The 21,243-nt window shown below is 59.1% G+C and carries 23 protein-coding genes; 2 read left to right on the top strand and 21 right to left on the bottom strand.

Features of this window, described 5'->3' with window-relative positions; translation table 11 throughout:
* Positions 1–174: 174 nt before the first annotated feature.
* From ACR0LX_RS15960 to ACR0LX_RS16005, 10 genes are read right to left on the bottom strand one after another with little or no spacing between them, the layout of a single operon-like run.
* The gene (locus ACR0LX_RS15960) at positions 175–846 is read right to left on the bottom strand and encodes an HAD-IA family hydrolase (RefSeq protein ID WP_480784562.1); all 672 of its coding nucleotides are present in this window, start codon (positions 844–846) and stop codon (positions 175–177) included.
* A 2-nt stretch (positions 847–848) separates the two neighbouring features.
* The gene (locus ACR0LX_RS15965; protein ID WP_480784563.1) at positions 849–1,403 is read right to left on the bottom strand and encodes a thioredoxin family protein; all 555 of its coding nucleotides are present in this window, start codon (positions 1,401–1,403) and stop codon (positions 849–851) included.
* A 26-nt stretch (positions 1,404–1,429) separates the two neighbouring features.
* Positions 1,430–2,110: a ribulose-phosphate 3-epimerase gene (gene rpe, locus ACR0LX_RS15970; protein WP_480575889.1), complete on the bottom strand. Its 681-nt coding sequence runs from the start codon at positions 2,108–2,110 to the stop codon at positions 1,430–1,432.
* Complete coding sequence (tpiA, locus tag ACR0LX_RS15975; protein WP_480784564.1) at positions 2,107–2,862, bottom strand: triose-phosphate isomerase; 756 nt, start codon at positions 2,860–2,862, stop codon at positions 2,107–2,109. Before tpiA ends, rpe begins: the two co-directional genes overlap by 4 nt.
* Positions 2,859–3,938, bottom strand: coding sequence for a class II fructose-bisphosphate aldolase (fba, locus tag ACR0LX_RS15980; protein ID WP_480784565.1), 1,080 nt, complete (start codon positions 3,936–3,938; stop codon positions 2,859–2,861). The genes tpiA and fba overlap by 4 nt, the downstream gene beginning before the upstream one ends.
* A gap of 14 nt (positions 3,939–3,952) precedes the next feature.
* Complete coding sequence (locus ACR0LX_RS15985) at positions 3,953–5,161, bottom strand: phosphoglycerate kinase (protein ID WP_480784566.1); 1,209 nt, start codon at positions 5,159–5,161, stop codon at positions 3,953–3,955.
* Positions 5,161–6,162 carry a type I glyceraldehyde-3-phosphate dehydrogenase gene (gap, locus tag ACR0LX_RS15990; protein WP_480784567.1) on the bottom strand — a complete coding sequence of 334 codons (1,002 nt, stop codon included), beginning with the start codon at positions 6,160–6,162 and terminating at the stop codon, positions 5,161–5,163. Before gap ends, ACR0LX_RS15985 begins: the two co-directional genes overlap by 1 nt.
* A 10-nt stretch (positions 6,163–6,172) precedes the next feature.
* Positions 6,173–8,170: a transketolase gene (tkt, locus tag ACR0LX_RS15995; protein ID WP_480784568.1), complete on the bottom strand. Its 1,998-nt coding sequence runs from the start codon at positions 8,168–8,170 to the stop codon at positions 6,173–6,175.
* A gap of 10 nt (positions 8,171–8,180) precedes the next feature.
* Positions 8,181–9,053: a phosphoribulokinase gene (locus ACR0LX_RS16000; RefSeq protein WP_480575907.1), complete on the bottom strand. Its 873-nt coding sequence runs from the start codon at positions 9,051–9,053 to the stop codon at positions 8,181–8,183.
* A gap of 15 nt (positions 9,054–9,068) precedes the next feature.
* The gene (locus ACR0LX_RS16005; protein WP_480784665.1) at positions 9,069–10,058 is read right to left on the bottom strand and encodes a class 1 fructose-bisphosphatase; all 990 of its coding nucleotides are present in this window, start codon (positions 10,056–10,058) and stop codon (positions 9,069–9,071) included.
* 126 nt (positions 10,059–10,184) lie between these two features.
* On the opposite strand from ACR0LX_RS16005, the gene ACR0LX_RS16010 reads away from it, so the two are divergent.
* A complete protein-coding gene (locus tag ACR0LX_RS16010) occupies positions 10,185–11,102 on the top strand; it encodes a LysR family transcriptional regulator (RefSeq protein ID WP_480784569.1) in 918 nt (305 codons plus the stop codon).
* On the opposite strand, the gene ACR0LX_RS16015 is transcribed toward ACR0LX_RS16010, so the two are convergent.
* The 11 genes from ACR0LX_RS16015 to ACR0LX_RS16065 form a co-directional block, all read right to left on the bottom strand.
* Entirely contained in the window at positions 11,099–11,422 is a 324-nt protein-coding gene (locus ACR0LX_RS16015; protein WP_480784570.1) for a P-II family nitrogen regulator, read from the bottom strand. The two genes, ACR0LX_RS16010 and ACR0LX_RS16015, sit on opposite strands and share 4 nt — an antisense overlap.
* Positions 11,423–11,452: 30 nt before the next feature.
* Positions 11,453–12,463 (bottom strand): sodium-dependent bicarbonate transport family permease, encoded by a 1,011-nt coding sequence (locus tag ACR0LX_RS16020; protein ID WP_480784571.1) that lies wholly within the window; start codon positions 12,461–12,463, stop codon positions 11,453–11,455.
* On the bottom strand, positions 12,457–13,443 hold the full coding sequence (locus ACR0LX_RS16025; RefSeq protein WP_480784572.1) for an NUDIX domain-containing protein: 987 nt from the start codon (positions 13,441–13,443) through the stop codon (positions 12,457–12,459). The genes ACR0LX_RS16020 and ACR0LX_RS16025 overlap by 7 nt, the downstream gene beginning before the upstream one ends.
* Positions 13,444–13,618: 175 nt before the next feature.
* A complete protein-coding gene (locus ACR0LX_RS16030) occupies positions 13,619–13,918 on the bottom strand; it encodes a 4a-hydroxytetrahydrobiopterin dehydratase (protein ID WP_480784573.1) in 300 nt (99 codons plus the stop codon).
* 91 nt (positions 13,919–14,009) lie between these two features.
* Positions 14,010–14,309 (bottom strand): alpha-carboxysome major shell protein CsoS1, encoded by a 300-nt coding sequence (gene csoS1, locus ACR0LX_RS16035; RefSeq protein ID WP_180888108.1) that lies wholly within the window; start codon positions 14,307–14,309, stop codon positions 14,010–14,012.
* 28 nt (positions 14,310–14,337) lie between these two features.
* Positions 14,338–14,622 (bottom strand): carboxysome peptide B, encoded by a 285-nt coding sequence (locus ACR0LX_RS16040; protein ID WP_480784574.1) that lies wholly within the window; start codon positions 14,620–14,622, stop codon positions 14,338–14,340.
* Complete coding sequence (locus ACR0LX_RS16045) at positions 14,619–14,885, bottom strand: EutN/CcmL family microcompartment protein (protein ID WP_480784575.1); 267 nt, start codon at positions 14,883–14,885, stop codon at positions 14,619–14,621. Before ACR0LX_RS16045 ends, ACR0LX_RS16040 begins: the two co-directional genes overlap by 4 nt.
* Entirely contained in the window at positions 14,882–16,396 is a 1,515-nt protein-coding gene (locus ACR0LX_RS16050; protein WP_480784576.1) for a carboxysome shell carbonic anhydrase, read from the bottom strand. Before ACR0LX_RS16050 ends, ACR0LX_RS16045 begins: the two co-directional genes overlap by 4 nt.
* Positions 16,393–18,351 (bottom strand): alpha-carboxysome scaffolding protein CsoS2, encoded by a 1,959-nt coding sequence (locus tag ACR0LX_RS16055; protein ID WP_480784577.1) that lies wholly within the window; start codon positions 18,349–18,351, stop codon positions 16,393–16,395. The genes ACR0LX_RS16050 and ACR0LX_RS16055 overlap by 4 nt, the downstream gene beginning before the upstream one ends.
* Before the next feature lie 42 nt (positions 18,352–18,393).
* Complete coding sequence (locus ACR0LX_RS16060) at positions 18,394–18,726, bottom strand: RuBisCO small subunit-like domain-containing protein (RefSeq protein WP_480575937.1); 333 nt, start codon at positions 18,724–18,726, stop codon at positions 18,394–18,396.
* A gap of 41 nt (positions 18,727–18,767) precedes the next feature.
* On the bottom strand, positions 18,768–20,180 hold the full coding sequence (locus ACR0LX_RS16065; RefSeq protein WP_480575940.1) for a form I ribulose bisphosphate carboxylase large subunit: 1,413 nt from the start codon (positions 20,178–20,180) through the stop codon (positions 18,768–18,770).
* Positions 20,181–20,305: 125 nt separating this feature from the next.
* Between ACR0LX_RS16065 and ACR0LX_RS16070 the strand changes: the two genes are divergently transcribed.
* Entirely contained in the window at positions 20,306–21,187 is an 882-nt protein-coding gene (locus ACR0LX_RS16070; protein WP_480784578.1) for a LysR family transcriptional regulator, read from the top strand.
* The last annotated feature ends 56 nt before the right edge of the window (positions 21,188–21,243 follow it).

Genomic DNA, 21,243 nt, shown 5'->3' on the forward strand with positions numbered 1-21,243 from the left:
CTCAATACCCGCTACGGGGCGCAAAAATGTGCGCCCATTCAGGATTTTTGGCCGCAAACGGCCAAATTCTGAAACATACACCTAAAACTCTGAAATAAACGCCGGATCAAACGAACAGGCGAAACGCCTTAGCATCCGCCCCAATTCCGACCGGCTCGCGCAAGCGGCTTTGCCTCAGGCTGTGCGGGCTTCTTCAGTCTCGGCCAACAGCGCGTCCACAAGATCCGACAGGTTGTCAAAGTGGCAAAAGGACTGAGTGTGTGGGATCAGGCCGACTGGTTTCTTGCGATACCCTTTGGTGTACAGCAGGAACGGAACCTTCGCGCGCATTGCCGTTTCCGCATCGACCTCGCTGTCGCCGACATAGATCTCGTGTCCCGGAGGCATGTCTGCAAAGGCGGAATGCAAGGGGGCTGGATCGGGCTTGTGAACCGGCAGACTGTCGCCCGCGCGCACCACATGAAAATACCGATCGAGTTCCAGATGTTTCAGCACCGCCAGACAGGGGCCGAGGGGCTTGTTGGTGCAAACTCCTAGGCTATGACCGGCCCGTGTCAGTCCCTCAAGTGCCTGTTTGACGCCCGGATAGATCAGGGTCAGATGAACCGCGTCCTGATATCGGTCTTTGAACATGCCAAGAATGCGGTCGTGATCGGCATCCGGTATCTGGCGCACCTTTCTGAGCTTGGTGACAAACGTATCGACGCCATGGCCTATGAACGAACGCGCCTGGTCAACGGTAATCGGCGAAAGGCCCTCTTCGCGCATGATTTCACATGCGATGTTGTGCAGATCGAGCGCGCTGTCGATCAGCGTGCCGTCGAGATCAAAAACAATCCGAGCCATTGCTAGTTCACCTTCCATTTTATTGAGCAGCCGATCGAGGGAACCTGATCTTTCGGCCCCCGTCCGGTTTCTGCGACTTGCTTCATGGCCCGAAACAAATCCCGCCGCAGATCACTGGGACCTTCCTGTCGGCCCGACGCGTCCAGCCGCCCCCGGTATTGCAATCCGAAACCGGCATCGTAGCCAAAGAAATCGGGTGTGCAGACCGCGCCATAGGCCCGGGCGACGCTTTGGTCTTGGTCGTAAAGATAGGGAAAAGGAAACCCTCGACTTTCCGCCATCCGCCTCATGTTGTCGAAACTGTCCGCCGGATAGGCGTCCACATCGTTGGCCGAAATCGCAACAACGCCAATGCCAAGATTCTGTAGCTCGTGCGCGTCTCGGATGATCCTGTCCAGCACCGCCAGAACATAAGGGCAGTGGTTGCAGATGAACATGACCAGAGTTCCGTTTGCGCCGGCAACATCTGCCAGTCCAACAATCCTGCCATCCGTCGCCTGAAGCGAAAACTCGGGGGCAGGGCGTCCGAAATCGCAAACCGGAGTTGTTTCAGCCATCTGAGGTCTCCTGTCGCCTGATCTGATCAATCGCCTGCCGCAGCCCGGATGGCGGAAATGTTCCGGCCATAGGCGTCCGGCGCCTCGACCGAGCCGCCCCGAAACACTGCGGAACCTGCGACCAGCACATCCGCCCCGGCATTGCGGACCAGCGGCGCTGTATCCGGGTCTACCCCGCCGTCAATTTCGATGTGGACCTCGCGGTCACCGATCATCTGCCGCAATGCCCTGATTTTTGCCGTCATGTCGATGAATTTCTGGCCTCCGAAACCGGGATTTACTGTCATGACACACACGAGATCGCACAAATCCAGGACATGAGAGACCGCCTCGGCCGGTGTCGCCGGGTTCAACGCAACGCCCGCTTTCATTCCGGCCCCGCGAATGGCTTGCAAGGTACGGTGAATATGCGGCCCCGCTTCGACATGCGCGGTCAGGATGTCTGCACCGGCATCAGCATAAGCCTCGATGAACGGGTCTACGGGAGCAATCATCAGATGCACATCCATCACCGTCTTCACATGTTTGCGGAAGGCTTTGACCGCTGGCGGGCCAAAGGTAAGGTTCGGGACAAAGTGGTTGTCCATGACATCCACATGCACCCAATCCGCCCCTTGCGCTTCGATCGCCTGAATTTCGCGTCCGAAATCGGCAAAATCGGCGGACAGGATCGAGGGTGCGATTTTCACAGAACGATCAAAGCTCATTTGGCACCTCGTTTGCTGGCATTCAGGGCTTGCATGATCGGAACAAAATCGGCGGCTTTCAACGAGGCCCCGCCAACCAGTCCACCATCCACATCAGGTGCCGCAAAGATGACATCCGCATTGGCAGGCTTGACCGATCCGCCATAGAGGATCGACATATCGCCTCCATGTGGGTGCCGGGCTGCCAAATTGGCGCGAATGGCGGCATGGGTTGTCTGGATGTCTTCGGGCTCCGGCGTGAGGCCGGTGCCGATAGCCCAAACGGGTTCATAGGCAATCACAGTGTTCTCGGGGTTTGCACCGTTCGGAACCGAGCCCGCGATCTGCGCCTCAATCACCTTCGCTGTCTGTCCCGAACGGTACTGGTCCTCGGTTTCGCCAATACAGATGATCGCGGTCAGGTCTGCGGCCCATGCGGCCTTGGCCTTGGCCGCAACATCGGCGTTTGCCTCTTTGTGGTCACTGCGCCGTTCCGAATGCCCGACGATAACAAAATCCGCTCCTGCATCGCGCAACATCCGGGCCGAGAGGTCTCCGGTATGTGCGCCGGATGCCTGCACATGGCAATCTTCGCCGCCCAATTCGACGCCTCGACCACGCGCGCGGTCAAGTAAAGTCGCTGGCAGGCACAACAGAGTCACGATCCCCGAGAGAGGTTTCGCAGCGCTGGCAATTTCGGCCAGCTCAACCAGATCCGCGCCCAGCCCGTGCATTTTCCAGTTGCCCGCAGCGATATGACGTCGAACCGTCATGCAGCTGCGGCGCTTCTGGTAACCGGGTCCAGCGCGCCCGCGGCATAGCGCGCCGCCATGTCATCCTGCGCGATGGTCTTGATCTTGGAGGCATTGCCCGCCGTTCCGAACCGTTCAAAGCGATCCCGGCACAGGTCCTCCATCTCTTTGATTGCCGGGACAAGGAACTTTCGCGGGTCGAATTGCGAGGGGCTCTCGGCCGCGATTTTGCGGAACTGGCCTGTCATGGCCATCCGGCAATCGGTGTCGATATTGACCTTGCGAACACCCGACTTGATACCTTTCTCGATTTCTTCGACAGGCACCCCGTAAGTTTGCGGCATATCCCCGCCATGGGCGTTTATCAAATCCTGCAGCTCTTGCGGCACAGATGATGAACCGTGCATCACAAGGTGTACATCGGGAATGCGCGCATGGATTTCGGCAATGCGACCCATCGCCAGAATCTCGCCATCCGGTTTGCGCGAGAACTTGTACGCCCCGTGCGAGGTGCCGCAAGCAATCGCCAATGCATCGACCTTGGTCTTGGCGACGAAATCTGCCGCCTGATCAGGGTCGGTCAGCAGGTCGTCCATCGACAGTTTGCCTTCGGCGCCCGATCCGTCCTCTTTCGCGGCCTCGCCGGTTTCCAACGATCCCAGCACTCCAAGTTCACCTTCGACAGAGGCACCAACCCAATGGGCCATCTCAGACACGGCCCGGGTGATGTTAACGTTGTATTCATATGACGCTGGCGTTTTCATATCCGCCTCAAGCGAGCCGTCCATCATCACCGACGTAAACCCGTGCTGGATGGCCGACAGGCAGGTTTGTTCGTTGTTCCCATGATCCTGATGCAGGCAGATCGGATTGTCCGGGTACATCTCAGCCAATGCCAGAACCATGTGACGCAGCATGATGTCGCCTGCGTATGACCGTGCGCCCCGGCTGGCCTGAAGGATCACCGGGCTGTCCACGGCCTTGGCGGCATTCATGATTGCCAGGCCCTGTTCCATATTGTTGATATTGAATGCTGGTACGCCATAGCCATGCTCGGCGGCGTGGTCCAAAAGCTGGCGCAAGGTGATCAGTGCCATGTGTCGGTTCCTCCTCAGGCGGCTTGACCGGCCCGCAACAGGGCCGCGATACCGGGGAGCGTCTTGCCCTCCAGCCATTCCAGAAACGCCCCTCCGGCGGAAGAGACATATGTGAATTGATCGGTGACCCCGGCTGCATTCAGCGCTGCAACTGTGTCGCCACCTCCGGCGACCGAGATTGCGGTGCCATCATTCGTTACTTTTGCCGCCACCTTTGCAAGCGCGACCGTCGCCGCATCGAAGGGCGGGATTTCAAAGGCGCCAAGCGGTCCGTTCCACAGGATCGTTCGAGCAGAGGTCAGGATGCGCGTGAATTCCTCGACCGAGGCAGGGCCCGCATCCAGAATCATCATGTCATCAGGGCACTCCTGCGCCGCAAACACATGACGGTCGGCGCCCTTGGCAAATTGGGTGGCACAGGCGCTGTCGATCGGCAGCACCAACTGGCACCCGGATTGCGCAGCCAACGCGCGAATTTCCTTTACGGTGTCAATCTGGTCCGCCTCGTGAAGCGATTTCCCCATTGGCGCGCCGTCAGCATAAAGGAAGGTGTTGGCCATACCGCCCGCGATGATTATCGCGTCCAGCTTGCCGACCAGATTTTTCAGGACAGGAATTTTGGTCGAAACCTTGGCACCACCGACGATAGCAACCGCAGGTGATCCAGGCGATTCCAGTGCCGCGCCAAGCGCGTCGATCTCTTCGACCAGCAAAGGACCCGCCGCTGATGGCATCATCCGAGACAGGGCGTCTGTCGACGCGTGGGCGCGATGCGAACACGAAAACGCATCGTTGACGTAGATATCCCCCAATTCAGCCAGTTCGGCGGCAAACTTTGGGTCATTCCCCGTTTCCCCCGCATTGTAACGCAGGTTTTCGCACAGCATCGCTTCGCCATCCGACAGTTGAGAGCTGTGGATGCGGGCGGATTCACCGGCACAGACATCAGAGAACCGAACCGAAGCACCCAAGGCGTCTGCAAGATACGGGCGCAGCTTGTCGACCGAATAGGCCGGATCAAGCTCATTCGGATTTGGCCGTCCGAAATGGGTCAGGACAACCAGCCGCGCGCCTTTCTCCAGCAGAGGTTTCATACCCGCAGCAAAACGGTCAATGCGGGTGGTGTCCGTCACCCGACGATCCTCGACGGGGACGTTCAGGTCAGCGCGCACCAGCAGGCGTTTGCCTGCCACATCCATGTCAGTGATCCGCGGCAGCTGCATCAGATCAGCCTGCCCATGGCAACCGCAGTATCTGCCATTCGGTTCGAGAATCCCCACTCGTTGTCGTACCAGCTGAGGATTCGGACCATGTTTCCGCCCATCACCTTGGTCTGGTCCATGTGGAAAATGGACGAATGCGGATCATGGTTGAAATCCATCGATACATTGGGATCGTCCGTATAGCCCAGAACACCTGCAAGCGGGCCGTCGGCGGCAGATCGGATCGCGTTGTTGACCTCGTCGACTGTGGTGTCGCGTTCGGCCTCAAAGACCAGATCGACCACGGAAACATTGGGGGTCGGCACCCGGATAGCTACGCCATCAAGCTTGCCATCCAGTTCCGGCAGCACCAGGCCCACCGCCTTGGCAGCACCGGTCGATGTCGGCACCATGCTCAGTGAGGCCGCCCGGGCGCGATAGAAATCCTTGCGCATCACGTCCAGCGATGGCTGATCGCCCGTGTAGGAATGAACCGTGGTCATGAAACCGCGACGGATACCAATTGCCTCGTTCAGCACCTGCGCCACCGGGCTAAGACAATTGGTTGTGCAGGAGGCGTTCGAAACCACGGTGTCCGCCGACCGCAGCGTTTTGTGGTTGACCCCGTACACGATGGTATTGTCGGCGCCGCTGGCCGGAGCGGACACCAACACCCGCTTTGAACCGTTTTCGAGATGTTTCGCCGCCTGGTCGCGGGCGGTAAAGATGCCGGTACATTCCAACGCCACATCCACCCCTTGCCAGGGCAGATCTTTGGGGTCGCGAATGGCCGTAACCTCAATCGGGCCGGATCCGACATCGATCGAACTGTCCGTCGCGTTGATGTCGCCGGGGAATCTGCCGTGCACGCTGTCATAGCGCAGAAGATGGGCGTTCATATCAACCGGCCCCAAATCGTTGATCGCGACAACTTCGACATCGTTGCGGCCGGATTCCTGAATTCCGCGCAACACATTGCGACCAATTCGGCCAAAGCCGTTAATTGCAACTTTTACAGACATTTGATCTCCTTCAATCTTCGCTCAGAAGGCCCGCTGCGGCTTTGGCGACAGCGTCGGCTGTTATATTGAAATGTTGGTACAGGTCGGGGGCAGGTGCCGACGCTCCGAAGCCCGTCATCCCGACATAGGCACTGTCGTGACCCAACCATCTGTGCCATCCCTGAGACACGGCGGCTTCGACGCCGACGCGTGGGCCAGTGCCAAGAACTTCGACCTGATATTCAAGCGGTTGCGCCTCAAACAGATCAAAGCTGGGTGCCGATACAACGGCCGCATTGATGGATTTCTCGGCCAGAAGATCGGCGGCTTGCAGCGCAATCTCGACCTCTGATCCGGTAGCAATCAGGGTAACGTCTCGTTCGGCCTCGGGCTCGCGCAGCACATAAGCGCCGCGCGCCGTCAGGTTCGTCGCGTCGTGAACCGTACGTATCGTTGGCAGCCCCTGCCGCGACAGGCAAAGCAATGTGGGCGTTGTCGTGGCTGTTGCTGCAATTTCCCAGGCCTCGGCGGTTTCGACCCCGTCCGCGGGGCGGATCACGGTCAGGTTCGGCATGGCGCGCAGTGAGGCAATGGTTTCAACCGGCTGGTGGGTCGGGCCGTCTTCGCCCAGACCAATCGAGTCATGTGTCATCACATAGGCTACCGGCACCTGCATCAGCGCAGACAGTCGGATTGCGGGGCGGCAATAATCTGCGAAGGCAAGAAAAGTGCCACCATAGGTGAAAAACCCGCCATGCAAGGCGATGCCGTTCATCGCCGCTGACATTCCGTGTTCCCGGATGCCATAGTGAAGATAGTCGCCTGAGTAATCGTCTCGGGTCACGGGGCGCATGTCGCCGGTTCTGGTGTTGTTTGATCCGGTCAGGTCTGCTGAACCGCCCACCGAGTTGGGCAATACCGCGTTAACCACTTCCAATGCCATCTCAGACGCTTTTCGCGTAGCGAGTTTGGGTTTTTCGCTCGAAATGCTTGCCTTGTGTGCGGCGATTGCCCTGCCAAGCGTATGGTGATCAACGGGTGCCAGCGTTGCATCGAACTCCTTGGCTTTGGGATGCATCGCCTTCCGATTTTGCCAGCTGGCCCGTTCCTTGGCACCGCGCTGGCTTACTGCCAGCCAAGCATTGGCGACTTCGGGTGGAGTTTCGAAGGGAGGCGCTGTCCAGCCAAGCGCGGCGCGGGTTGCGGCGATTTCTTCGGCCCCCAGAGGTGCACCGTGGACCTTGTGACTGCCAGCTTTGTTCGGTGCTCCTTTGCCGATCGTCGATCGGCAAGCGATCATCGAAGGTCGCCCGGTCTCGGCCTGCGCTGCCTGAATGGCGGCTGCGATGGCCTCGTTATCATGCCCGTCAATTGACTGAACGTGCCATCCTGCCGCTTCGAACCGTCCGGGTTGATCCGTCGAGGTGGACAGATCGGTTGTTCCGTCGATGGTAATGCCGTTGTCATCCCAGCACAGGATCAGACGACCCAGCCCCAGATGACCCGCGAGGTCGATGGCCTCTTGGCTGACACCTTCCATCAAACAACCGTCTCCGGCCAAAACATAGGTAAAGTGATCGACCAGTTCATCGCCAAAGCGTGCGTTTTGCATCCGCTCGGCCAAAGCCATGCCAACAGCAGTGGCCAAACCCTGGCCCAGTGGACCCGTTGTCGTTTCAATTCCCTTGGCATGGCCGTATTCGGGATGTCCCGCCGTGCGATAGCCCAGCTGTCGGAAATTGCGCAGCTGCTTGGCGTCCATGTCATCGTAACCCAGCAGATGATTGATCGAATAAACCAGCATCGAGCCGTGGCCCGCGCTCAGGACAAAGCGGTCCCGGTCAGGCCACGCGTGGTCGGTGGGGTCGATCTTGATGAAACGGTTGAACAGAACCGTGGCAACATCGGCCATTCCCATCGGCGCACCGGGATGGCCGGAGTTTGCCTGTTCAATTGCATCCATGGCCAGAACACGGATCGCATTCGCCATCTGTGTTTCGTCAGAGATCAGTTTCGATTGGGCTGTCATGGCTGTTCCCTCAGGCGCGTTGGGCTTCGTGGATCAGGCGGTGGATCATCGGCGTGAAAATAAGTTGCATCGCCAGATCCATCTTGCCGCCCGGAATGACCAGCGAGTTGGCGCGCGTCATCCAACTGTCGTGGATCATCGACATCAGATAGGGAAAATCGATCCCGCGCGGGTTTGCGAAACGGATCACCACAAGGCTTTCATCCGCTGTTGGTATCCAACGCGCGATGAACGGGTTTGACGTGTCAACAACGGGCACCCGTTGAAAATTGATGTCTGTCTGGGTGAATTGCGGGCAGATACAATGCACATAGTCATGCATCCGTCGCAGGATGACATCGGTGACCGCCTCGGTCGAATAGCCCCGGCTGGCCTTATCGCGATGGATTTTCTGAGTCCATTCCAGATTGATCACCGGAACGACGCCGATTTTCAGATCAGCCAGAGCGGCCAGATCAACCTGATCATTCACAACGGCCCCGTGCAGGCCTTCGTAAAACAGCAGGTCGGAATCGTCTTCAAACGGAGCCCAGGCGGTGAACTCGCCGGGCGCGACGCCGAGTTTCTCGGCCTCCTCATCATCGTGGACATAGTGCCGGGTGCGGCCCTTACCGGTATCTCCATATTCGCGAAACACGCGTTCCAGCTCCTCCAGCTCGTTGGCATCAAAACTGAAATGGCTGAAGGTGGAATCGCCCTGTTCCAACCGTTTGGCAAGTTCCGCCTTCATCTCAGCGCGGTTAAAACGATGAAACGCATCGCCTTCGATAGAAACAGCGCTCAGGTTCTCGCGACGGAAAATCTGGTCAAACGTGCGTTTGACCGTTGTTGTTCCCGCGCCCGAGGAACCAGTAACCGAAATGATGGGGTGTTTTCTGGACATGTGGTGAATCCTCGCTCAGGTACGGAACAGGCCGCGTTCGCCGAACAGGGCGGCATTTTCTTCCTGGGGAAGATCGTGGTAGCTTGCGACGCGCATGACCTTGTCTGATCCGCCGAAGACCAGCGGTGAGCGCGCATGCAGACTGTCTGGAACCTGATCGAGAATAGGGTCGCAGCAGTTCGACGCGCTGCCGCCGGCGTTCTCGATCAAAAATGCGATTGGTGCGCATTCATAGACCAGCCGCAACCGGCCGTACTGATACCCGTCGCGATTGTCGCCAGGGTATAGAAAGATCCCACCACGGGTCAGAATACGGTGCGTTTCCGCCACCAGCGACGCAATCCAGCGCAGGTTGAAATTGCGTGCGCGGGGGCCATCCGCCCCAGCGACCAGATCGTCGATATAGGCGCGCACCGGGTTCGACCAATGACGGTAGTTTGACGCGTTGATGGCGTATTCGGGTGAATCTACCGAAATGCCAGTCGGTGCATCGACCTGTCTGAACCGGCGGTCTTCGGGATCGAGGACGTATTTCTGCACACCTCTTCCAAACGAAATGACAAGACTGCATTGCGGCCCGTAGATCGCATAACCTGCCGCAATCAGATCGCGGCCGGGGCGCAGAAAGCTGGCCTCGGGGCCATCGGCGCAGTGGTAGATTCCAAAGATTGTTCCAACTGAGACATTGGTGTCGATGTTTGATGACCCGTCCAGCGGGTCAATCGCCAGCGCGAGCGATCCGTTGGGATTCAGTTCAACAACGTCATCCTGTTCTTCGGACGCGTAATAGCGGACAGCACTGTCAGACAGGCGCTCCATGAATGCATCATCTGCAATCACATCCAGCGCTTTTTGCGCGTCTCCGTCGGTATTGGTTCCGGCAGCGCTTGCGAGATCTTCGACAAGTTCTCCGCGCGCGATGCGAAGTGCGATCTGCGCAAAGACGTCGGTCAGACGATCAACGACATCGGCGAGTGCCGGCTCGGTTGCTGCGGCCTGTTCAATGAGACCATGTCCGTTCTGCGCGTTCACTTATCCATCCTCCCAGCGTGGTCGTTAATGGTCTGCCACATTGCGGAATTTCAGAAAATTTAATAAAATGAAACGAAGGCTAATATTTTTGGAATAGTCATGCTCAACGGAATTACCCTCAAGCAACTGCGCAGTCTGAAGGCGGTGGCCGACACGGGATCAATTACGGGCGCCGCGTCGCTTCAATCGCTCAGCCCGCCTGCTGTTCACAATCAAATCAAGAAGTTAGAGGAGTCCACCGGAACTGCGATGCTTGTCAGGGGCGGGCGCGAAGAAGGATTGGTTGCAACAGATCACGGTGCAGTTCTTGTCCGCGCCATGGAGCGGATCGAGGGTGTTCTTGCGTCTGCCTGCGACAATTTGGAAGCGTTAGGTGCAGGTCATGCGGGTCATGTGACCTTGGGATTCGAGACCACGGGGCGATATTTCGCGCCGAGGCTCATCGCCTCATTGCAGCAGGCCTGTCCGGGAATCAGGTTGTCCTTTCGCGTGGCCAACAGGACGGCGGTTGTGAATGACTTGTTTTCAGATCGGATCGACCTTGCAATCATGGGACGCCCGCCGCGCGGGCCTGCTGCCCAGGCGACACCGATTGGCCCTCACCCCTATGGTCTTTATGTCGCGCGCGATCATGTGCTGGCACAACGCAAGGATTACGACGCGGCCGAGCTGGTCCGCCAGACGGTACTGGCGCGCGAGCCCGGATCCGGGACACGCATCATTCTGGAACGCTATCTGGGCCAGATCGACACATACGGCACGCCGGAATTGGTCACGTTCGATTCGAATGAAACCATAAAAGAGGCTGTGATCGCAGGATTGGGTGTGGCGATGTTGTCGGCCCATGTGGTTCAGCGTGAACTGGACGAAGACATCTTGCACCGGATCGATTGGCCCGGTCTGCCGGTGATGAGGTACTGGTATCTTGTTCAACGACTGGACACTCATTCCGAGGAAAGTACCACGCGCATTTCGCAGGCCATCGGTGAATTGGGCGGTTCGTTCCTGCCGAACTAGGTCCTGTTGTCCGAGCGGACCTTTTTTCGGGGCAGGATCGAGATATCCTGATAGAAGGCTTTGACCCGGTAGCCGCGCGACATGAGCTTGTCCATGTCAACCAGCACTTTTTGCAACCGTTCCTCGGACATGATGACGTAGAGGATGACGCTGGAATCGCTGATCAGCATCCCCGATTGCAAGCCAGATGTTCCGGCACCCGATGCAGACACGACTGTGTAACCGCCGATGCCACGTTTCTTGAGCTGCTCGACGACCATGCGTTGAAGTTCGCCGGGCGTGATGATGGTCAGTAGCTTCTTTTCTTCGATTTCTCGCATCTGGTCAGGTCCTTTCCAAACGGGATGCGCCTATGTCCAGACGGACTGGGCCACCGCATAATACAGCGGAATGCCGACAAGGATGTTGAAGGGGAATGTCATGCCCAATGCCATGGTGAAGTAGACGCCTGGCCGTGCCTCGGGGATGGCGTAACGCGCCACGGCGGGTACCACGATATATGACGCAGATGAGGACAGCACTGCCAACAGCACCGCATCGCCGACCTGCAAGCCGATGAGATAGGCCAATCCCAGCGCTATCGCCGCATTGATCGGAGGTGACAGGAATGCAAACAGAAACAGCTCTTTGTCGATCTTCGCGCGGCCTTCGCTGATCTGACGCCCGACCAGCAGTCCCATCTCCAGTAGGAAGAAGGCCAACATCCCTTTGAAAATATCGGCTGTGAAGGGACTCATCTCCGCCTTTCCGTCCTGCCCGGCCAGATAGCCGATTATCAAGCTACCAATGAGCAGTAGCTGAGCGCCGTCGGTCAACGCCTCTTGCAATACTTCGCGAATGGATAGCGGCTGGAACACGTCATCATTGGGATCGTCCTCGGCCACCTCAAGCGCGGCCTGGCGGGCCCGTACCGCCGTGGCCAGAACCACGGCCATAAGGATGGCGGGGGTTTCCATCAACACCATTGCGACGGTCATGTAGCCGCCATAGTCGACGCCCTTGACGCTCAGGAATTGCTGAGTGGTGATGAATGTAACGGCGCTGATCGATCCATAGGTGGCAGCGACTGCCGCGCTGTCGAACGGGTCGATCCGGCGCGAAAGGAAGTAGAAAGCATAGGCCGGGACGAAACCGGCCATCGCGATTGCGGCAACGATGGCCAGGATCCCTTCGGCTGGCAGACCGCCCGAAGCCAGGGCCGCACCCCCCTTCAGTCCCAATGCCATCAGCAGGTAGAGCGTAAGGAACTTTGCGATCGCCGAAGGAATTTCAAGGTTAGAGCGCAATAGACCAATCGCCGCGCCGAGCACAAAGAACAGCACCGCCGGGTCGATCAGGTTTGCAGCAGCCGATCCTAACATGCCAGTTCAGCCTCGCGCCAGAAGGGCTTAAACCGTTTCGGTTCCGACAGGCTTTTCTGTTCGTCAATCAGCAAACCGGCCGCTCCTGCGGACAGCGCCGCCCGTTGCTGGGAAAGATCCGCTGTAACCACCGCATAGACGGGGGTGGCGAGCGACTGCGTAAACGCCTTGATCTCTTTTTCCATGCGGGCCGGGTCGTTGTAGTTGGGGATGACGAGGATGTCGCCCTGCAGGCTTGGCCCGACCGAGGTGCTTGCCAGGGTCTTCGCGATTACACCAACTATTTCTGACGAAATGATGGGTTGCGCCACAGTGGCAGGGGCGGACAGGATACGGATCGGCGCGCTTTGGGCGGAAACCCCCGATTGCCAGATTGTCAGGCCGCGCGCTTGCGCCTGCGGGTTCAACCGGCGCGTCAGCGAGACGCGCTGCGCATCCGTCATTGGGCCAGTGAGCATCAGCGCACCTGCACCAATCTCGTTTGCCGCGTTGAGGGACGTGTCGACCCAGTCAGGGTTGCGGGTACTTTGGGCTGTGACACAAAGCACCTGTTTAGGGAGTGTCAAAAGCGTCAGGATTTTCTGATTTGATGGCAACAGCGGCGCAACTTGCGGGCATGCGGGGTCAACCCAGGCAAGCCTTTGGTTTTCCTGCCCCTTTGGCGTGCCGGCCCAGTCATCCGCCAGAAAGACATCCAATGAAACCCGGCCGGTGGCAAACTGATGAGAATACGCGCTGAAGCGTTTCAAACGCGTCGCGGACAGGCCTGTCTCCTCGAACAATTCCCGAGCGGCTGCAGCCTTGGGCGTCTCGCCGGGTTCGATTTTCCCGCCGGGCACTTCCCAATAGCCACCAGATAATTGATCAGCGCGCCGTTGCGCCAGCAATATGCGCCCATCTTGGTCGCGTATGACGCAGGCGGCAACATGCACGGTGCCTCGTGGCCGGAGGTCCTGCGGCTTTTTGGGCGACCATCGCATCAGTCCGGCCAAACGCCCGAATTCGGAAGGCCTAGGTAAGGGCGCGGTTTGGCGGGCGCGGATTTGCGCTTGGGTTTCTTAGCTGCAGATTTTGCTGGGGCAGGTCGCGCGGCGGCCTTTGGGGCCGCAGACTTTGCAGGCGCGGATCGTGCAGCGGATTTCTTGGGTGCGCGGGTCATTGGGTGCTTGTGTCGAACAACTGATTTGACCGCTCGGCGAAATCGCTTTGCGTCAGGAAGTCATCATCACCGCTTGCCGGGATTGTGACATTTACATGTGTTTTGGAGAAGCTCAGATCAGGATACAGGCGAACCTCTTTCGACAGGCCGGCGAGCCGCTCGAGAAAAGCACTGACGCCCGCGTAGTTTTCGAATTCAAAGCGGCGATGCAGCGCACCTGCTGACGCAATTGTCGTCCAGCAATCGGGTGGGATCACCTCGGTCGGTACAGCAATATCGTTTTTGACAGTATCCATTGCAAACAGTCTCCTTTCGGGCCTGGGCGCCGGGTCAGAGCGACCCGGCAGCTAAGACAGAAACGAAGCCAGAAGCCTGCGTCGCTACGGCTTAGACAGACGCAGCGGTTGGCAGAACGCCTTCCACTTCGGCATGAGGACGCGCGATGATATGCGCAGCGGCCAGGCCGTCGCCGACCCGTTCACAGGCATCAGCGCCTGCGCGAACGGCGGCATTCACGGCCCCGGTTTCGCCACGGACCATCACGGTCACATAACCGCCGCCAACAAATTGGCGCGAGATCAGACGAACCTCGGACGCTTTGGTCATGGCGTCGGCGGCTTCGATTGCGGGTACCAACCCGCGGGTTTCGATCATTCCAAGGGCAATGCCCGTTTTTTCACTCGCCATCATGTTCTCCTTTTCCGGCTAAGTTTCTCTAGTTCAACTGGGGCCGCAGCGGTGCGGGACTCCAGCGTTCTTCGGTCCAGTCGTCGATTATTCCGCCGATTGTCAGGTCGGTGGTGACTTTCGGATTTCCTGTTGCGATCCGGGCGGCGGAATAGGCGATGGTGACTACGAAATCGCCTTCGCGGCAGCCGATCGGATCGACGGCGACCTCGACATTGCCGCGCTGATCTTCGAGAACCTGCAACTTCTTCGCGTGCAGGCCGAAAACCCGCTTTGTGGTGACAAGATCGCGGACAACGCGCATGATGTTCATGACACACCGCCTTTCGCGTCAGCTTCCCAATAGTCGATGATGCCAACTATCGTCAGGTCAGACGGGTAATCCTTGTGCCCCGCCGCGTCCTTGGCGGCCGAGCTACCGACGGCGATAACCCAGTCACCTTCCTTACAGCCGACAGGATCTACGGCAACAGAACAGCTGCCGTTCTTTTCACGCACCACCAAAAGGCGTCGGTTCTCCAGTTTGCTGATCCGCGCGGTTGCAACAAGCGTGCCTTCGACTTGAAAGATTCTCATCCTGCTACCTCCGCTGAGATCAGTTCATCGCGCTTGGAGGACACGAAGCGCAGTGGCCCGCCACTTTCGGGGCGGATGGCGGCTTCGACCGTTACGTTTGCGTTGCCAGCAGAAGCTGTAACAGCCCGGGCCATGCGGCGTGCGGCGCGCGTGGCCGCTTGTTCGTCCCCTGGGATCAGCGGATCGAAACAACGCATGACCAAAACCGGGATAGAAACTTTCTTGACGCGGCAGAGCCCGTTCAGGATCGACAGGCCAATAGCCAGATCTCCGGCACCTTCTTCGACCGAGCTCATCTGCGCTTGAAACGAAATATTGCGTTGCTGCACATCGTCCAGCGGATCGCCGATCACCATAAGTTTTTCGGCGTGATCCGTAATCGGGTACGCGCCGCCATGTTTCTGAAGCACAGCGTCAACCTGCGCCAGATTGTTCTTGAGCAGATAGCCACAGAACCAACGCATCGCTCCGGTTTCGATGTTGTCCGTGGCCACTCCGGCGCAAGCCGCAACGCGCGACCTAATGGCATCCTTGGCATCGTCGCGGGCCAGACCCTGCGTTTCGGAATAAAGGTCGGAGGCATCTACAAAGCGCGTGGCATCCACCTTTCCCTGATTGTCCGGGACATGAACGCGGATCGCGTCCGTATCGGTGTCGACGCCGACCAGAAGCAAAGCGATTGCATCGGGCGCACCATACCGGGCGGTAATGGCGTCGTGGAACTGTTCCAGCCGTTCCAGCAATGTGCGCGTTGCAGCGTCATCATCGCATCCATGCGCCGCGCAACCTGCATGGGTGGGATCGCCGCTGGAGAAATGGTAAACGCCGATCTTCAAATACCGCGAGTTTGCGTCGCTAGAACTGGGTTGGTCTGCGCGACAACGCCCAAGTTCATTCTTTTCCCAATTGCGAACGGCATCCGCGACATCGAACATCGCCCCTGCATATGACCGTCGCGCGGTTACGATCGAAGGGGGCACCCGAAGTACTGTGCCCAATAGCCCGGCAAGGCGACCGTCGGCGCAGGGTGTTATGTCAATCGCGTGAAACCCCCAGCGGGCAATCAGGTCCTTGATCGGAGCACCATCGAAACGGTCGAACAGGTTCAGATCGTCCCCCGCTTCAGCCATCCAGGCAAACAGTCGGGTCACGCACCGCGCGTGGATGTCACCTATGTTCAAAGGGGCGCTCCAGTCCGCGGCGAACCATTCCGGATCAGCCTTAATGTCAATCGCCGACAGGGCGGCAACTGCAACACGGGCGAAATCCGGCTCGTACTGGCGGGGTGCCAGTTCGATCAATGTGCTCATCAACTGGTTGAACCGGGTTTCGAACGCGTTCTCGCGTTGGACCAGCAGGGCGGCGATTGCCGGCTCGGCCAAGGGATGAGCGCTGCGAACGGTCGGTTGTGCCGCGTGTCGGGGACGTGCGCGCGCGATCTGAGCGCTGGGCATCCATCCCGCTTTCCAGGCCGTATTGGGGCCGGACTTTATGCGTCGGGTGGCCATCATCCTGCGGCTCCGCCGGACAAGGTCACGGTCGCTCCGGACTTAGGTGTCCAGCCGACAGCTCCAGTCACCGGGCTGGTCTGATCCGGTTTCACGGCTTTTGCTCCAAACCGGGCGGCTCCGGCAAATCCATGGGCCGCGCCACCGCGTTCGGTTGGGTTGCGCAATGTGGCCGAGCTGTCCTCGGTTCCCGTGATACGGGCGTCGTCGCGCCAGGCCGAGCCGGTGATGACCGTGCCCTTGACAGACCCTTCGCCGGTTACGGCGCGATGGGCAGGGGCCACGCCGCCGGGGCCGGATCGCGCCGGGGCGCTGAACTCGACATTGCCGGTGATCTTGCCCTGCCCTTGGGCAAAAGTACCTGTGATGTTTGTTGCGTCGGTTGCCGAATTGGCGCGTGTTTTTAGATGGGCCGCGCGTTGCGGTGATCTCACGGAAAACCCGTCGATGGATCCAGCAATCTGGTCTTCGGGGTTGCCCGATGTCTCGGTTGCGTTCGATACAAAGTAGCGTGATCCGGTTATGTCCCGCTCGGCGCCGCGCCCGGTGCCCGAAACCATCGGGTCGTTCAACGGCACGTCTCCGGTGATGGTACGGGGTGCCGTTGCGGTCTGCGTGGCCTCTTGGTCCTGTGCGCGTTCGCGATCGCACCAGCCCTGGGCGCTGTCAGCTCCGAAATAAGGGGTGCCGGTCATGGCTGCGCAAGTGCCGTGTTCGCCTCCGGTGACCCGTGGGTCATGTTCCATTTGCGGGCCGGTGACTGTCTGACCTGTCCAGGTTTGCGACTGGCTGACCTTTCCGCCCGAGGCCGGGTCGACCCGGCCTGCCTCTGCGGCAACTGCCTCGGGCAGCGCTGCCGGGGCGAAGTACTGCGAGCCGGTCAGCGTCCGGTCCGCACCGGATTCATTGCCGGTGACACGCAGCGATCTGCCGATAACCGTACCCGAAATGTCTTGTCCGCCCGACGTCTGTTCGATCACATGCTCGCCCATTGTGGACTTCGATCCGATCCGATGCGTCGAGGTGCCCAGGCTTGTCCCGTGGACTGTCTGGCCATGCGGTTGCGACTGTCGCGGGAACTGCGCAGAGACAGGCAGCGCGGTGTCGGCTCGGTCATCAAGCACGTCGTCCAGGGTTTGATCGGCGTTCCCGGTCACAGCGGCGGCACCGCGTTCTTCATCCCCGGTGATCTGCACTGCCGAACGCAACATCGTGCCGGAAACCGTCTGACCTTTTGAGGTTCGCGCGTGGCCGACTTTTCCGGGTGCCGGGCGATACCCGCCTTCGGTCCCGGCCACATACTGAGTTCCAGTCAATGGCTTGTCGCGCCCGGCTTCCGCGCCTGTCATCATCTGCCCGGTTGCATAGCTCAAACCGGTTACCGGGGTGTTCGCACTGGCGGTTGTGACGGAGGGAACTTTGGGCGGGTAGGTGACAGTGCCCTGCTGTTCGACACGGGGCTTTGCCGCGGCGGTACCTTTGCCGAATTGGGTCCGATTCATGCGGTGCTGCATGGCGGTTTCCCGGCCATTTGTCGCAGCGGCCACCGCTTCGGATTTGACCGGCGTTTCGGGCAGCGTTGATGCAGGCGCGGCGGTCTCGTGCGGCATCGCGGCTTGTCGAAAACCGGATCTGATACGTTCGGTCGCTGCCGGAAGCGCCGCCTTTCCAAGCGACAGCGCTTTGCGTCGCATGATCGAAGCTTCGCGCCCCGTAGCAGGGCCAGCGTCAACACGGGTAACTGGCGCTGCTACGGGGGCCGGAGGCAACGATGTCGATGGGACGACAACGTCAGTGCCCCCAAGGGTGTTGTCATTTGGCATTGCTGCCTGGCGAAACCCTGAACGGACACGTTCGGCTGCCGCCGGCAACGCTGCTTTGCCCTGTGACAAAGCCTTGCGCCGCGCCATCGAGGCTTCGCGCCCGGACAATCCGGTTTGTGTCGCTTCGGTGCTCATATCGGTCCTCGGTGCGGTTCAGGGTTTGGGTTCGGGTTCCAATCAGGCGCGGTAGACGACAAACGCCATGCCTTGCGACTGGGCGTAGTTGTCGTAGGCGATCAGACGCACATGCATCCCCGGATTGGCGCGGCGGCAGGCTTCAAGCTCGTTCAGCACATGTTCGACCGATTGCGTGCCGAAAAGTGGCAGTTTCCACAGGTACCAGAAGTTCGAGAACGACTTCTCCGGTTCGGTATATTCAATCGCCGGGTTCCAGCCGCGCGCGATCATATAGGCCACCTGTTGGGCGATCCGCTCGGGCGTCATCGGCGGCAGGTACGAGAATGTCTCGGTTCTGGGCTGGGTCGTCGGGTATGCGGATGCGTCGGTCATCGCTGTCTCCGTTTCTTGGGGTTTTGGATGCGGCGCAGAACTCAGACATCCAGCTTGTCGACAACATCAAAGTCGAACTTGATTTCCTTCCAGGTCTCCATGGCGATCGCCAGTTCCGGGCTGTGCCGGGCGGCTTCGGTCAGGATCTCGCGGCCTTCGCGTTCGACCTGACGGCCCTGATTGCGCGCCTCGGTGCAGGCTTCCAGCGCCACGCGGTTCGCGTGGGCACCGGCCGCATTGCCCCAGGGGTGGCCCAGCGTGCCGCCGCCGAATTGCAGGCAGGCGTCATCGCCGAAGATCTGCACCAGCGAGGGCATGTGCCAAACGTGAATCCCACCAGAAGCCACCGGCATGACACCGGGCATCGCGCCCCAGTCCTGATCGAAGAACAGGCCCCGTTTGCGGTTTTCAGGAATAAATGGTTCGCGCATCTGGTCGACCCAGCCCAGCGTCGCCTCGCGGTCGCCTTCCAGCTTGCCGACCACGGTGCCCGAATGCATATGATCACCGCCTGAAAGGCGCAGGCATTTGGTCAGGACGCGGAAATGGATACCGTGCATCGGGTTGCGGTCAACGACCGCGTGCATGGCGCGGTGGATATGCAACAACATCCCGTTTTCGCGGCACCAGTTGGCAAGGCCCGTATTCGCGGTAAACCCGGCAGTGAAGAAATCGTGCATGATGATCGGGGCACCGAGTTCCTTGGCGAACTCTGCGCGCTTGTACATCTCTTCCGGCGTCGCGGCGGTGACGTTGAGATAGTGACCTTTTCGTTCGCCGGTTTCGGCCTCGGCCTTCTGGATCGCCTCCATCACGAACTCGAACCGGTGCTGCCAGCGCATGAATGGTTGCGAGTTGATGTTCTCGTCATCTTTGGTGAAATCGAGTCCACCGCGCAGACACTCATAGACCGCGCGACCATAGTTCTTGGCCGACAGACCCAGCTTGGGTTTGATGGTGCATCCCAGCAGCGCGCGACCGTATTTGTTCAGTCTGTCGCGTTCGACCTGAATGCCGTTAGGTGGGCCGCCGCAGGTTTTGACATAGGCCAACGGGAACCGAATATCCTCGAGACGCAAGCTGCGCACGGCTTTGAAGCCGAAGACGTTGCCAACCAGCGAGGTCAACACGTTTACCACCGATCCTTCTTCGAACAGGTCGATCGGATAGGCGATAAAGGCATAAAAGGCGGTTGGGTCACCCGGAACGGCCTCGATCCGGTAGGCGCGACCCTTGTAGTAATCAAGGTCGGTCAGCAGATCGGTCCAGACAGTGGTCCACGTTCCGGTCGAGCTTTCGGCAGCAACGGCGGCGGCGGCCTCTTCGGCGGGAACCCCGTCTTGTGCCACAACTTTGAACACCGCCAGCAGGTCCGAATCCAAAGGAACGTAGTCTGGTGTCCAATAGGTTTTGGCGTAATCCTTCACACCGGCTTGGTACATTTTCTCAGCCACGCTGCGCCTCCTGAATCAAGTCTTTGCAACGACAGTTGCCTTGGTCATTTGCAGGATATGAGCGGGGAATACATTTCCACAAATTACTTATTGTATGAGTTTCATTACTATTGCTAATAATAGGAATGCGGATCGATCTACGCCAATTGGAAATGTTCGAAGCGATCGAGCGATATGGGTCTTTGACCCTTGCAGCCGACGCGCTGAACGTCACTCAGCCTGCGATAACATTGCAGATGCAAAAGCTCGAAGCTCAGGTGGAACTGGCTCTGCTTGAACGCGCCGGGCGCGGGATCAAAATTACCGAGGCCGGTCAGGAGGTCTTGCATCAGGCCAGACGGATCAACCGGGTTCTGGATGATCTGCGTGAAAACCTGCGTCATTTTAAAGGGGTACAAAAAGGCGTCTTACGTATCGCCGTGGTTTCGACGGCCAACTACTTCATCCCGGATTACCTGGCCAGCTTCAGAAAACGCCATCCCGGTGTCGAGATAGATTTTCGCGTGGCCAACCGCGACAATATTCTTGAGATGTTGGCCTCGAACGAATCCGATCTTGCCATCACCGGCCAGCCGCCCGAGGATTCCGATCTGATCGCGCGCCAGTTCAAGGATAATCCCCTGGTCGTCATCGCGCCACCTGACCATCCACTAGCCAATCGAACGGATTTGGAGCCATCAGACCTGGCGCAGTATCCCTTTGTCGTGCGCGAACCGGGTTCGGGCACGCGCGCAGCGATGGAACGCGCGTTTCGGGAACACGGGTTGGAGTGTCAGGCCTCCTGCGTGTTGGAATCGAATGAAGCCGTCAAACAAGCAGTGCAGGCCCAGTTGGGACTGGCCGTCATTTCGCGCCAGACAACCGAGCTTGAGACCGAAACCCGACGGTTGGCGCTTTTGGATTGCGACAAGCTATCGCTGAAGCGCACCTGGTACGTTGTCTATCGCAGCTATCGCCGGTTACCTCCGGCCGCCCTGGAATTTCGTGAACAGTTGCTTTCAGACTGAGAACGCGTGCGGTATTGGCTTGCCAAAGCAGAACTCTGAGATCGGTTGCAGGATGC

The sequence above is a fragment of the Ruegeria sp. CH11 genome, from assembly GCF_056537105.1.

What these genes read in the sequence shown, in the direction of transcription:
- ACR0LX_RS15960 (WP_480784562.1), bottom strand. Translation starts at nt 846, where the DNA reads ATGGCTCGGATTGTTTTTGATCTCGACGGCACGCTGATCGACAGCGCG.
- ACR0LX_RS15965 (WP_480784563.1), bottom strand. Translation starts at nt 1,403, where the DNA reads ATGGCTGAAACAACTCCGGTTTGCGATTTCGGACGCCCTGCCCCCGAG.
- rpe (WP_480575889.1), bottom strand. Translation starts at nt 2,110, where the DNA reads ATGAGCTTTGATCGTTCTGTGAAAATCGCACCCTCGATCCTGTCCGCC.
- tpiA (WP_480784564.1), bottom strand. Translation starts at nt 2,862, where the DNA reads ATGACGGTTCGACGTCATATCGCTGCGGGCAACTGGAAAATGCACGGG.
- fba (WP_480784565.1), bottom strand. Translation starts at nt 3,938, where the DNA reads ATGGCACTGATCACCTTGCGCCAGCTTTTGGACCACGCCGCCGAGCAT.
- ACR0LX_RS15985 (WP_480784566.1), bottom strand. Translation starts at nt 5,161, where the DNA reads ATGCAGCTGCCGCGGATCACTGACATGGATGTGGCAGGCAAACGCCTG.
- gap (WP_480784567.1), bottom strand. Translation starts at nt 6,162, where the DNA reads ATGTCTGTAAAAGTTGCAATTAACGGCTTTGGCCGAATTGGTCGCAAT.
- tkt (WP_480784568.1), bottom strand. Translation starts at nt 8,170, where the DNA reads ATGACAGCCCAATCGAAACTGATCTCTGACGAAACACAGATGGCGAAT.
- ACR0LX_RS16000 (WP_480575907.1), bottom strand. Translation starts at nt 9,053, where the DNA reads ATGTCCAGAAAACACCCCATCATTTCGGTTACTGGTTCCTCGGGCGCG.
- ACR0LX_RS16010 (WP_480784569.1), top strand. Translation starts at nt 10,185, where the DNA reads ATGCTCAACGGAATTACCCTCAAGCAACTGCGCAGTCTGAAGGCGGTG.
- ACR0LX_RS16015 (WP_480784570.1), bottom strand. Translation starts at nt 11,422, where the DNA reads ATGCGAGAAATCGAAGAAAAGAAGCTACTGACCATCATCACGCCCGGC.
- ACR0LX_RS16020 (WP_480784571.1), bottom strand. Translation starts at nt 12,463, where the DNA reads ATGTTAGGATCGGCTGCTGCAAACCTGATCGACCCGGCGGTGCTGTTC.
- ACR0LX_RS16025 (WP_480784572.1), bottom strand. Translation starts at nt 13,443, where the DNA reads ATGCGATGGTCGCCCAAAAAGCCGCAGGACCTCCGGCCACGAGGCACC.
- ACR0LX_RS16030 (WP_480784573.1), bottom strand. Translation starts at nt 13,918, where the DNA reads ATGGATACTGTCAAAAACGATATTGCTGTACCGACCGAGGTGATCCCA.
- csoS1 (WP_180888108.1), bottom strand. Translation starts at nt 14,309, where the DNA reads ATGGCGAGTGAAAAAACGGGCATTGCCCTTGGAATGATCGAAACCCGC.
- ACR0LX_RS16040 (WP_480784574.1), bottom strand. Translation starts at nt 14,622, where the DNA reads ATGAACATCATGCGCGTTGTCCGCGATCTTGTCACCACAAAGCGGGTT.
- ACR0LX_RS16045 (WP_480784575.1), bottom strand. Translation starts at nt 14,885, where the DNA reads ATGAGAATCTTTCAAGTCGAAGGCACGCTTGTTGCAACCGCGCGGATC.
- ACR0LX_RS16050 (WP_480784576.1), bottom strand. Translation starts at nt 16,396, where the DNA reads ATGATGGCCACCCGACGCATAAAGTCCGGCCCCAATACGGCCTGGAAA.
- ACR0LX_RS16055 (WP_480784577.1), bottom strand. Translation starts at nt 18,351, where the DNA reads ATGAGCACCGAAGCGACACAAACCGGATTGTCCGGGCGCGAAGCCTCG.
- ACR0LX_RS16060 (WP_480575937.1), bottom strand. Translation starts at nt 18,726, where the DNA reads ATGACCGACGCATCCGCATACCCGACGACCCAGCCCAGAACCGAGACA.
- ACR0LX_RS16070 (WP_480784578.1), top strand. Translation starts at nt 20,306, where the DNA reads ATGCGGATCGATCTACGCCAATTGGAAATGTTCGAAGCGATCGAGCGA.